This is a genomic window from Terribacillus saccharophilus, assembly GCF_002272075.1.
Taxonomy (GTDB): domain Bacteria; phylum Bacillota; class Bacilli; order Bacillales; family Amphibacillaceae; genus Terribacillus; species Terribacillus saccharophilus_A.
Window position 1 is genome coordinate 328,454 of record NZ_NPBJ01000003.1, and the last position, 12,128, is coordinate 340,581.

Sequence of the window (12,128 nt, forward strand, 5' to 3'; positions counted from 1 at the left end):
ACCATTGGGCATTTGTCACGGCCTACCCGTCTTGAGCGTAGACTACAGCAGTGAGGGGTGATCATGTGGAAGCTCAAGTTACGAATGCAAAAGGGAAAATCAATATCGTCCTGAAAAACAGACAGCAGGAGACAGAACAGCTGCAAAGTGGAACTGTCAAACGCGATCTCGACCCATTCCGTCATATCGATCAGGAATTCTCCGCCTTCATCGGGATGGAAAAGCTCAAAAAAACAATCAAAGAAATTTATGCAAATGTCCATATCAGCGGGAAACGGGAAGCAGCAGGGTTAAAACAAGAAAAACAAGTGCTTCATATGCTGTTTGAAGGCAATCCCGGTACTGGAAAAACGACGGTAGCCCGCAAGCTTGCATCCGTCTTCCACGACATGAACGTGTTGGATAAAGGTCATTTTATCGAAGCGGAAAGAGCTGATTTAGTCGGGGAATATATCGGGCATACTGCTCAGAAGACGCGGGCGCTCGTCCAGCGTGCCATGGGTGGGATCCTTTTCATAGACGAGGCTTACTCCCTGGCTCGGGGCGGAGAAAAGGACTTCGGCAAAGAAGCAATTGATACTCTTGTTAAACATATGGAAGACGCCTCTAACCGTTTCATACTTATCCTTGCCGGCTACCCCAGGGAAATGGGGCATTTCATGAGCTTGAATCCAGGGTTGCGGTCGCGGTTTCCTATCCAACTCGAATTCCCTGATTATAAATCTGAACAGCTTATGGATATAGCAAAAGGAATGTTTTCAGAAAAAGAGTACCAACTGACCAAAGAAGCAGAATGGAAGCTCAAAGAAATCATCGTCCAGCAGAAAGCAAAACGTACAGCAGATTTTTCGAACGCCCGTTTTGTGCGGAATGTTATTGAAAAAGCCATTCGGATGCAAGCGGTTCGGCTTGTGCGGCATGACCACCATCTGTCGACCGAGGAACTGATGAAAGTGACTGTCGCTGATTTGAACCAAGAAGAATGACAGTGTGTATGAAAAGCTCAAGTGTGTGTAAGCACGCGTTTGAGCTTTTTTATTTTGGCATAAACCCCATGATAACGTTATATGCGGTGTGCATAGCTCTAACTTGCTAGGGCACTATACTTAGCAAGGAGTGCAAATCATGGGAAATATACTGGAATTTCTTATCAGAACGGATGTCTGGCTGGGGACGATTGTTGTAGTTCTTGTTCCAATCGGATTTACAGTGCTAAGCAACAAGTTGAAAGAGCTTCGTAAAAAGACACATAAACGAAAAGAGCAGCACTTCATTCAAGATTTTACACTATCACCAAAGATATCAGTAAATGTAGAACAGATAAAAGCGATTGTTGGGGACAGCTCTGATATCATTTTCCGTCAATTCAAGCTAGGGATGGATAATCGCAGCTGCAGTATTGTGCATATTGATGGATTGGTTGATCAGCATCTGTTGCAACAGTCCATTCTTCATCCTCTTCTGAATGCGAAACAAGCGAAATCAGGGCTGAACTTTTTTAAAACAGAAAGCATAAAGGATTATCTGCTGCTTCACACGATTGAGGTCAGTGATGTGAAAGTGGTAAAAGAGACAGATAAGATTATTCGGCAGCTTCTTTCTGGTTCTGTACTGCTTTTAGTTGACGGATTGGCTGAAGTTTTCGTCCTTAGCGTGAAGAAATGGATTTTACGCGGTATGGAAGAACCGATTACTGAAACGCTTGTAAGGGGCCCTAGGATGGGTTTCATTGAAAATCTTCGTGATAATACTGCTATGCTGCGCAGAATGACTTCCGATCCGAATTTGACCTTCGAAGATTTTGAAGTGGGAGAGAGAACGAAAAGGCAGTTGACGGTTACTTATTTGAAGGATATCGCTAACGAAAAGCTTTTAGAGGAAGTAAAAGACCGGATTAATAATTTGGATATAGATCATGCAGCTGAAACAGGTTATATTGAACAGCTGATCGAGGATGATTATTTGTCCATTTTTCCACAAGTACAATCAACAGAGAGGCCAGATCGTGTGATGGCGGCAATTTTGGAAGGAAGAATTGCCATATTGCTCGACGGAACTCCATATGCACTCATTGTGCCGACAACGTTCTCAATGATGCTCCAGTCACCGGAGGATTATTACGAGCGCTGGATTCCAATGTCGCTTATAAGAATGCTTCGCTATGTTGCAGCTTTTCTAAGTGTATTCCTGCCATCTTTTTATATAGCATTCGTGTCGTTTCATCAAGGATTGATACCTACAGACTTAGCGCTGGCAATAGCTGGGACAAGATTAGGGGTTCCGTTTCCGACAATTATAGAGGCACTTCTAATGGAAGTATCGATTGAATTGTTGAGGGAAGCGGGTCTCAGACTTCCGAGGCCTGTAGGGCAGACTGTAGGTTTGGTTGGTGCGCTGATCATTGGGGAAGCGGCCGTGCAGGCGGGACTAGTCAGTCCAATTATGGTCATAGTGGTTGCGGCGACAGCGATCGCTTCTTTCGTCTCTCCACAGTATGGTGCAGGTATTGCGCTAAGAGTACTCCGTTTCCTTGCCATGTTTTCCGCTGCTTTCCTGGGTTTATACGGAATCAGTTTATTCTTCTTGGCTATTTGTGTCCATACGGTTAAGCTGAGGAGTTTCGGTGTGCCGTACATAACGCCGGGCACACTTTACAGCAAAGATGACTGGAAGGACTTTTTCCTTCGCATGCCTTTATTTACGATGAGAAAGCGACCGGCTGAATATTTTCCAAAGGATCAAATCAGAAGAAAGAAATACTAGGAGCTGCAGCACATGAAAATGGGGACAACTCGAATCACAACAATGCAAATGATAACATTACTTTCCTCAACATTGATTGCTGTAGGTATCTTCACACTGCCTAGAACACTGGCGATTGAAGTAGGAACGCCGGATTTGTGGATATGTATTCTAATAGGCGGTATCTTCGGTTATCTATCCGCTCTTATCATGGTGTCTTTAAGTCTTCGCTTTAACCGGCTTACTTTTTTTGAATTTAATAAACTGATTGTAGGTAAATGGGTAGGAACAATACTTAGCGTTTGTTTTATTGGATATGCCCTTTTGATCGGTTCGTTTGAAATTCGTTCCATGGGTGAATTGACTCAGTTTTATTTGCTGGAAGAGACGCCAATTAGTGTCATTCTTATTAGTATGTACTGGGTCGCAATGTATTTGTTGGTAGGCGGCATCAATCCGATAGCACGGCTGATTGAGCTGCTGACACCTATTTGTATAATTATTTTTATACTGGTGTTTGCTCTTGGATTCAAAGTGTTTGAATTCAATAACTTGCGGCCACTGCTCGGATTAGGTGCAGCACCTGTCTTGAAAGGTCTGACGCCCACATTCCTTACTTTCAGCGGATTGGAGTTCCTGCTCGTATTCATTGCCATGATGCAGAATCCTAAAGATGCTAAAAAAGTTGCCTTTTTCGGATTAGCCATACCAGTTTCCATTTATTTGTTCGCAGTAGTAGTCATTACTGGAGGGCTATCAGTAGAAAGGATGAAGCATCAGAAATGGCCGACATTTGCACTCATACAAGAGTACGAATATGAAGGTATTTTGTTTGAACGTTTTGAATCGCTATTCTTAGTCGTTTGGCTGATTCAGATGTTTACAACATATGTTGTCTGTCAGTATGTGGCGGCAAAAGGAGTTTCTACGCTTACGCGTATTTCGTATAAAAAAGCGAACTATATACTTTTAGCTGCGGTTTATATCATTTGTTTAGTCCCTAAGGATTTGAATGAGTTAGAAAAAATGGGAACAATTATTGGCTGGACTAGCTTTGTCTTCTCTTTCATTGTGCCTGGGTTACTTCTGTTGATTGCGCTTGTAAGGAGGCTGAAGCAGGATGGCGAAACAAAAGATGAAACGTAACATTTTTGCATGCCTTATAGTGCTGCTTTTCCTCTCAGGCTGCTGGGACAGTTCAGATATTGAAGATATGTCCTTTGTTATTGGCTTTGGATTCGATAGCAGTGAGAATGAAGAGACTCCTATTAAGCATACGACGCAGATTGCTGTTACAAAGAAAAAGGGGGAGCAAGCAGGGGCTCAACAAGGAAAAATGTATCAAGACATTACCGTGGAGGGAAATTCCCTGCATGATATCCTGCGCAGTATATCCCTGCAGCTGCCTTATCCAGTTTATACGGATCATCTGGCATCTATCGTAATCAATCAAGAAACGGCAGCGAGATACGATCTTTCCATTTTGCTAGACCAAATCTTACGTGATAATGTGACGCGTCTAAGCCCGGTTGTGGTGCTAAGCAAGCAGCAAGCAAGCGACGTATTGGGTACGAATATAGAAGGGGAGATACCAAGCAGCTACATCGGCAACATCTTTGACAATAAAACATCCACTATGAAAATGCTCCCGCCAGTTCGTGTCGGCGATATTGCTGCCAATTTATCCTCACATGTCAGTTTTGTATTGCCGAATGTAACTAAAGAGAAAAATACTATTTTAGTGAACGGTGCAGGTGTCATAAGAGGAAAAGATAATAAACTCGTCGGTTATTTGACTGATGACGAGGTCCAAGGAATCAATTGGCTAACTGGAAAAGGGATGGGTGGCTTGCTTAATTTCAAGGATGAAAAAGATAATACAATCATTTATGAAGTGCAGCATTATAAAACAAAGGTAGAGCCACTATACAAGGATGGCAGACTGACATTTCATGTAAAAGTAACCTCGCAGGGCTGGATATCTGAGGACTGGTCACAGTCATCTAATAATTTATCCGAACGCTATATACAGAAGCTGGAGCATTTGGCTGAAAAAAAGGTAGTCAAGTTAATGGAAGGCACGATGAAGAAGCTGCAAAATGAATATCAATCAGACGTTATTGAGTTTCATGACAGTTTCAGGATAAGTTATCCAAGGGATTATCAAGAGATGAAAAAAGATTGGGATAAGTATTTTGCAGATGCAGATGTGACGTATGATGCAAAGATAAAGATAATCAACACAGGAGATATGGTAAAAGATTGACCATAATAACCTGTAAAAATAAGAATGAAATAGTGCGTGAAGTTGCCAGTTATACTGAATAGCTCCTATATGATGTTAACTGACAACATTTCTAACAAGATGATTTTCAAGCTTTCGCAGAAATGCGAAGGCTTTTTCTTTCTATGATAGGGTATAATGACATATGGAAAGGGTGACAGTATGGAACGTGTATTATTGATGGCAGTCCATCATCAGACTCAAACATTAGAGCGATTTCAATCCTCGCTCGATGAATTAGAAGCTTTAACAAAGACAGCAGGTGGCGAAGTGGCAGGAATTGTCACGCAGAAACGGGAACGCCTGCATCCGGGTACATATTTCGGATCAGGGAAACTAGAGGAACTTGCCGAGCTCGTTGAGCAGGAAGAGCCGCTTCTAGTCATATCCAACGACGAGTTGTCGCCAGGCCAATTGAAAAATATCAGCAACCGGGTCGGAGTTCGGGTCATAGACCGTAGTCAGCTGATCCTTGATATATTCGCAACACGTGCACATACCCGAGAAGGTAAACTGCAGGTAGAATTGGCACAGATGCAATATTTGCTGCCTAGATTGTATGGACAAGGTACAGAAATGAGCCGGCTTGGAGCTGGTATCGGGACACGAGGACCTGGTGAGACAAAACTTGAAACCGACAGAAGGCATATTCGCCGCCGGATCGATGAAATCAAGCAGCAGCTAAAAGCTGTCGTCTCGCACCGTTCCCGATATAGGGAGCGTCGTAAAGCGAATCAGGCTTTTCAAATTGCTTTGGTCGGTTATACGAATGCCGGTAAATCAACAATCTTCAACCGGGTGACTGGAAATGACAGTCTGGAGCAAGACCAGCTGTTCGCTACATTGGATCCGATGACACGCCGTATGCGACTTCCATCAGGTTTTCAAGCGTTACTGACAGATACAGTTGGATTTATCCAGGATCTTCCGACAGCGCTTATCGCAGCTTTTCGTTCAACACTTGAGGAAGTGACAGAAGCTGATTTCATCATCCATATGGTGAATAGTGCGCATCCAGATCATGAACAGCAACAGGCTACTGTACTGAAACTGCTCACAGAACTTGGGGCTGATCAATTACCGATTTTGACAGTATACAATAAAGCAGATTTACTTACAGAAGATTTCATTGCCAGTGCACATCCATATATCCAGATCTCTGCGTTCAAAGAAGAAGACCGCAGACTTGTAATGGAAAAAGTGCAGGAGATGATCCAGGAAGCAAGTGAATTTTATGATACAATCGTACCTGCCTCTGGCGGCCGTCTATTAGATAAACTTGCACAGGAGACGATTTTAACAAAAAGGGAATACAACGAGGAAATGGATGTCTATGAAGTAAGTGGCTATGTATTGCCGGATCATCCGCTTTTCCATCAGTTGAAAGGGAAGAATGAAGCATGATAATCGAAACAGCAAGAAGAACAGAAGAAGAAACAAGCTCCGAGCGCGCTAGAATAGACCGTATCGTGGAAGAAAATCAGAAACGGGTGATGGATGCTTTCCGCCACCAGCGGGTTAGTGACAGTCATTTCAACCCTACCACAGGATATGGCTATGATGACTTTGGACGGGAGACACTTGAACAAGTATACGCAGAAGTGTTCGGCGGAGAGGATGCCCTAGTCCGCCCGCAGATTGTTTCTGGTACACACGCGATAACTACTGCATTATTCGGCGTTTTACGTCCAGGAGATCAACTTCTATATATAACTGGCAAGCCATACGACACGCTGGAAGGTGTCATTGGAAACCGAGAAGAAGATACAGGTTCGTTAAAGGATTTCGGTGTCACATACGATGCTGTTGATTTGACAGAAGATGGAGCAGTTGACTATCCTGCTGTGGCAGCAAAGCTTTCCGAGAAAACGAAGGTGGTGTCAATCCAGCGTTCAAAAGGATATGCCGACCGACCTTCTTTTTCTGTTGCAGAGATTGGTGAAATGATTTCTTTCGTAAAAGAGAAGTATCCAGAAGCAATCATTTTTGTTGATAACTGCTACGGGGAATTTGCTGAAACTGAGGAACCACTTCATGTTGGTGCAGATGTAATAGCAGGATCACTTATCAAGAACCCGGGTGGCGGTATTGTCCGTGCGGGAGGGTATATTGCTGGTCGAGCCGACTTAATTGAGTTGTGTGCCAACCGTTTGACTGCACCAGGTCTTGGAAAGGAGACAGGAGCATCACTTGGGATGCTGCAGGAGCTGTTCCAAGGATTCTTCCTTGCACCACACGTAGTTGGAGAAGCGTTGAAAGGAGCCATCTTTACATCACGATTTTTGGAGTTGCTTGGATTCTCCACTTCACCGAAATTCGACAGCAAGCGTGTTGATTTAATTCAATCAGTGAACTTCCACTCAGCAGATCAAATGATTGCCTTCTGTCAGGCGATTCAGCATGCGTCACCGGTTAACGCCCATGTGACACCGCATGCAGCTCCGATGCCCGGCTATGAGAGTGATGTCATCATGGCGGCAGGAACCTTCATTCAAGGTGCTAGCCTGGAATTGACGGCAGATGGACCGATACGCCCGCCGTATACAGCTTTTGTCCAGGGTGGCTTGACTTATGCCCATGTGAAGCTCGCTATTATGGACGCAGCTCAGAATCTATTAGAAAAAGGCTTGATATCAACTAATCAAGCATACTAAAAAATTTCATGTCAACTAAGCTAACACGTGTTGACATTTAAAATTACCTACGTTTATAATAGACGTAGAGTACATAAGGAAAGGGGATGGACGATAAATGAGTGACATAAATCGCCGATCTATGCCCTTGTTCTCTATTGGTATTGTAAAATCACTTACTGCATTAACAGCGAGACAAATCCGTTATTATGAAGACAACGGACTGATTTTCCCAGCAAGAACAGAAGGCAATCAGCGTCTTTTCTCATTCAACGATGTGGATAGACTGCTGGAAATCAAGGAATTGATCGATAAAGGAATCAACCTTGCAGGAATCAAGCAAATGCTGCCGTACAGAGAAAAACCGACCGCAGAAATGCTTGAAACACCGATCGAACCGGAGATCTCTGATAAAGCATTAAGACAGATGCTGCGTCAGGAACTGATGGATACCGGCCGATTGGGCAAAGCTTCGTTACGTCAGGGAGAGTTATCACGATTCTTCCATTAATAGAGGAGGAGAAAGAATGGCGAAATTTACTAGAGAAGATGTAATCAAGATTATCAAGGAGGAGAACGTAAAGTTCATTCGCTTACAGTTCACCGACTTGCTTGGCACAATTAAAAACGTGGAAATCCCGCTTAGCCAGCTGGACAAAGCATTGGATAACGAAATGATGTTCGACGGATCTTCCATCGAAGGTTTCGTGCGCATCGAAGAGTCCGACATGAAGCTTTACCCGGACTTGGATACATTCGTAGTATTCCCTTGGACAAGCGAAAAAGGCAAAGTGGCACGTTTCATCTGTGATATCTACACTCCAGAAGGAGAGCCATTCGAAGGCTGCCCGCGTTACAACCTGAAGCGTAACATTAAAAAAATGGAAGAGCTTGGATTCAGCGCATTCAACATCGGTACAGAGCCGGAATTCTTCTTGTTCAAACTTGATGAAAAAGGCGAACCTACTTTGGAATTGAACGATAAAGGCGGATACTTCGACCTTGCACCAACTGACTTGGGTGAAACTACTCGTCGCGATATCGTATTGGAACTGGAAGAGATGGGCTTTGAAATTGAGGCTTCTCACCACGAAGTGGCACCAGGCCAGCACGAGATTGATTTCAAATATGCTGATGCATTGAAACATGCTGATGATATCCAAACATTCAAGCTTGTAGTAAAAACAATCGCTAGAAAACACGGTCTGCATGCAACATTCATGCCGAAACCACTATTCGGTGTGAACGGTTCTGGTATGCACTGTAACATGTCTCTATTCAAAGATGGCAAAAACGCATTCTACGATGAAAGCGGCGAGTTGAAGCTTTCTGAAACAGCTTACCAGTTCATCGCAGGTACGTTGAAGCATGCAATTAACTTCACTGCGGTTACAAACCCAACAGTTAACTCTTACAAGCGTCTTGTACCAGGTTATGAAGCACCATGCTACGTTGCATGGTCCGGTAAAAACCGTAGCCCGCTTATCCGTGTACCATCCGCTCGCGGAGCAAGCACACGTGTTGAAGTGCGCAGCGTTGATCCAGCAGCGAACCCATACTTGGCAATGAGCGTATTGCTTGCTGCAGGACTTGACGGAATCAAGAACAACCTGGAAGCACCAGCATCCATTGACCGTAACATCTACGTGATGGACAAAGCAGAAAGAGAAAAGAATGGCGTAGCAGATCTTCCAGCTACTCTATACGATGCTCTTGAGCAGCTTAAATCTGACGATATCATCGTCGAAGCACTAGGCGATCACCTATTCGAACACTTCATCGAAGCGAAAGAAATCGAATGGGATATGTTCCGCACGCAAGTTCACCCATGGGAACGCGAACAGTACATGGAAGACTTTTAATTGAGGAAACCCCTGATACCACTGGTGTCAGGGGTTTTTCTTTAAGTTGAGAAAGGTATAGCAAGCACAAAACACCAAAAACCATTTTCCCTGAAGAAAGAGAAGCTAGCACTACAGCATCTTATGACGCAATAGGTGGAGGGCGCAGCAATTCCATTACAGATCAGACAAGCAGCATAACTAAAGAGAATGCAGATGAAGCAGCTTATAGAAAAGGTTCTGCGAGAGATTGGAACGAGCAGTTGAAAGATTGCCTAAGTCGGAGAAATTCCTGATTAAAGAACGGTATATGTGTGAGGATGCGGAGTACATCACTGATTATAAAGTTTATTCCTTTGTATTTCACGCCGCCGATCTCCGAGAAGACATATGCAAAGATTGGTTGGAAAGGTTTCTATAAGCTAGCTTTAAACATGAATATTGCAGTCATTCAGAGAAATGTATAATTGACAAAAAAGCAGATATCTATATCTGCATTTTCATTATTTAAAGATCTATTTGTTCGAGATGCAATTTCAAAAATGTAGCAAGTAGCAAATCGAAGATGCATAGAATAGGTAATAATAAAAAAGTGATTAGTAATTATTCTCTGTTGAAATCAAAGCTCTACACGTGCTATATTTTGGGGGAATTGTAATACATCTGTGCATAAATTCCAACACAAGTATTACGAAGCTTATCTTTACAAATAAGGAGGGTTGGTTATGCTCTGCATTTTTTCTGCTGCGAAAGATAAGTTTCGAGAAGACTACCTAAAACAGCAGCAGACAGCAAAGCAAGTAACTACTGTCACTACAGTTAAAGCTCAAAGCACTAAGAAATAGTGTCTTGTACTATCATGGTAGCGGCCTATAGGTTGCTGCCTTTTTTTTGTATGAAAAAACTCGAAAACATTCCGGAATTTTTCCTAAATAACCTTGTGTTGTTGCTCTAAAAAGCCTGTATATGTGTATTATCAACAGTCGGCCAAGAGATACTTGGCTGGCTTTTTTTATGCCCTAACATGAAGGTGTCCGCTAATCCGAGGACACCGCTAATTAGCGGACACTCTATCCTCTAATTAGCCGTCCCAAAAAATAGATTCTTCATATAATAGAAAACGCTAAAGAAAGAATTAAAGAAACATATAAAGAAATTACCTAGCAAACGTTATTTTCTAGGGTATAGTTCTTCTACTTTCTCTTAAAATATCCATAAAAATGCTATGTGTAACTCATTCCTATGGGTTTTATGGAAACGAGTGTATTAAGGCTTTTAGCCTTTTTACCAGATCCACAATCATAAGATATGGGTAATTGAAAGGGTGGGGGAACATGGAAGTCACAAAAAAAATGCTTTATTGTCCACCAATTGGTAAAGAACAAACTGATATAAGGAGAGCTGCAGAAGGTATAATTGATGCTGTTATAGAGCCCTCACTGGAAAATCTACCATTGCCGAGTTTATGTTCCGTACCTCGAATGCTGACACTAAAGATGGAGGGCGACCTGGCTGCTTGATTTTTGATGAGTGACATATTTACGAAGATACAAAATTAATAAATACACTCATCTCCGGCCAAGGGTGTCATCGGTAAACTAGTTGTGGTGAAAAACAACTCAGATGGCTGGCTATGGACTTACAACAGTGCCAACTGGAATGACAAAGCAATCAAGTTAAAACCTGGCGAAGCATTCACTATCACGAAAGAATTGACTGTGAGCGGCTCCAAGATGTATCAAATTAAATCCGGCTTGTATATCACTGCTTCCACTAAGTATGTAGAAATAAGCAAATAAAGTCTCAAATTTATAGTATGAAGTTAGTCTTGTAAACCATTTTATTCTAGAATATTACAATTTAGGTAATCTAATGCTACAATAAATTGGTCAATCAATTTGACAGTATTTCATCTTATTAATTCATGAAGGGACTGAATTATGCGCAGATATCAAAGCTTATACCATACCACAATTTAATTTAAATAAATGGAGGTTAAGCATTTGATAGTCAATACTATTCGAACCAAGAGATTAATGTTAAGAAAGATGGATAAGTGTGATGCAAATTCATTATTTGCTATTTGGTCAAATCCTAAGGTTACAAAATATATGAATATTGAAGGGTTTACTCGAATAAAAGAGGCGGAAGAAATGATTGCCTTTTTAAGTGATTTATCTGAACGAGGAGAAGCCATAAGATATTCCATCTTTAAAAAGAATTCTAATACTATCATAGGATCGTGTGGTTTTAATTCACTCAATTTTGAGGCAAAGTCAGCCGAAATTGGATATGATTTAGATAGTCAATTTTGGAACAAGGGTTATGGGACAGAAGCAGTCAACGGTTTAGTTGATTATGCCTTCCATCAACTTAACCTAAAAATAATCGAGGCGAAAGTAGACCCCAGAAACATACTATCTATAAAGTTATTACAGAAACTAAATTTCGAGTTACAAGGTATTGTAGAAGAGAATGAAGGTCAAGCTGATGATCTTTATCTTTACACAAAGGGATCTCACATACAAAAGAGCTCTAACGGGTGGATTGTGCCATCACAAAAGGGCTGACAGTGAGCGGCTCCAAGATGTATCAAATTAAATCCGGTCTGTATATCACCGCTTCCAC

Annotated in this window: 11 protein-coding genes; all 11 read left to right on the forward strand. The window is 42.2% G+C overall.

The features are described from left to right. The first annotated feature begins 65 nt into the window (after positions 1-65). The 11 genes from CHH48_RS02340 to CHH48_RS02390 all read left to right on the forward strand — a co-directional run bounded on the left by CHH48_RS02340 (position 66) and on the right by CHH48_RS02390 (position 12,070). Entirely contained in the window at positions 66-986 is a 921-nt protein-coding gene (locus CHH48_RS02340; RefSeq protein ID WP_141230043.1) for an AAA family ATPase, read from the forward strand. A 139-nt stretch (positions 987-1,125) separates the two neighbouring features. After that, positions 1,126-2,763 carry a spore germination protein gene (locus tag CHH48_RS02345; RefSeq protein WP_095217729.1) on the forward strand — a complete coding sequence of 546 codons (1,638 nt, stop codon included), beginning with the start codon at positions 1,126-1,128 and terminating at the stop codon, positions 2,761-2,763. 12 nt (positions 2,764-2,775) lie between these two features. Continuing rightward, complete coding sequence (locus CHH48_RS02350) at positions 2,776-3,888, forward strand: GerAB/ArcD/ProY family transporter (protein ID WP_095217730.1); 1,113 nt, start codon at positions 2,776-2,778, stop codon at positions 3,886-3,888. Beyond that, complete coding sequence (locus CHH48_RS02355; protein ID WP_095217731.1) at positions 3,863-5,008, forward strand: Ger(x)C family spore germination protein; 1,146 nt, start codon at positions 3,863-3,865, stop codon at positions 5,006-5,008. The genes CHH48_RS02350 and CHH48_RS02355 overlap by 26 nt, the downstream gene beginning before the upstream one ends. Before the next feature lie 180 nt (positions 5,009-5,188). Next, entirely contained in the window at positions 5,189-6,430 is a 1,242-nt protein-coding gene (gene hflX / locus CHH48_RS02360; protein WP_095217732.1) for a GTPase HflX, read from the forward strand. Beyond that, the gene (locus tag CHH48_RS02365) at positions 6,427-7,680 is read left to right on the forward strand and encodes a methionine gamma-lyase family protein (protein ID WP_095217733.1); all 1,254 of its coding nucleotides are present in this window, start codon (positions 6,427-6,429) and stop codon (positions 7,678-7,680) included. The genes hflX and CHH48_RS02365 overlap by 4 nt, the downstream gene beginning before the upstream one ends. 97 nt (positions 7,681-7,777) lie before the next feature. Continuing rightward, positions 7,778-8,170 (forward strand): MerR family transcriptional regulator, encoded by a 393-nt coding sequence (locus tag CHH48_RS02370; protein WP_095217734.1) that lies wholly within the window; start codon positions 7,778-7,780, stop codon positions 8,168-8,170. A 16-nt stretch (positions 8,171-8,186) separates the two neighbouring features. Then, positions 8,187-9,521, forward strand: a complete 1,335-nt coding sequence (gene glnA / locus CHH48_RS02375) for a type I glutamate--ammonia ligase (protein WP_095217735.1) — start codon at positions 8,187-8,189, stop codon at positions 9,519-9,521. A 1,313-nt stretch (positions 9,522-10,834) separates the two neighbouring features. Continuing rightward, positions 10,835-11,020: a hypothetical protein gene (locus CHH48_RS02380; protein WP_095217736.1), complete on the forward strand. Its 186-nt coding sequence runs from the start codon at positions 10,835-10,837 to the stop codon at positions 11,018-11,020. Between the two features lie 84 nt (positions 11,021-11,104). Then, positions 11,105-11,299, forward strand: coding sequence for a DUF5776 domain-containing protein (locus CHH48_RS02385; protein WP_176466350.1), 195 nt, complete (start codon positions 11,105-11,107; stop codon positions 11,297-11,299). Between the two features lie 207 nt (positions 11,300-11,506). Beyond that, complete coding sequence (locus CHH48_RS02390) at positions 11,507-12,070, forward strand: GNAT family N-acetyltransferase (protein WP_095218073.1); 564 nt, start codon at positions 11,507-11,509, stop codon at positions 12,068-12,070. Positions 12,071-12,128 lie beyond the last annotated feature (58 nt).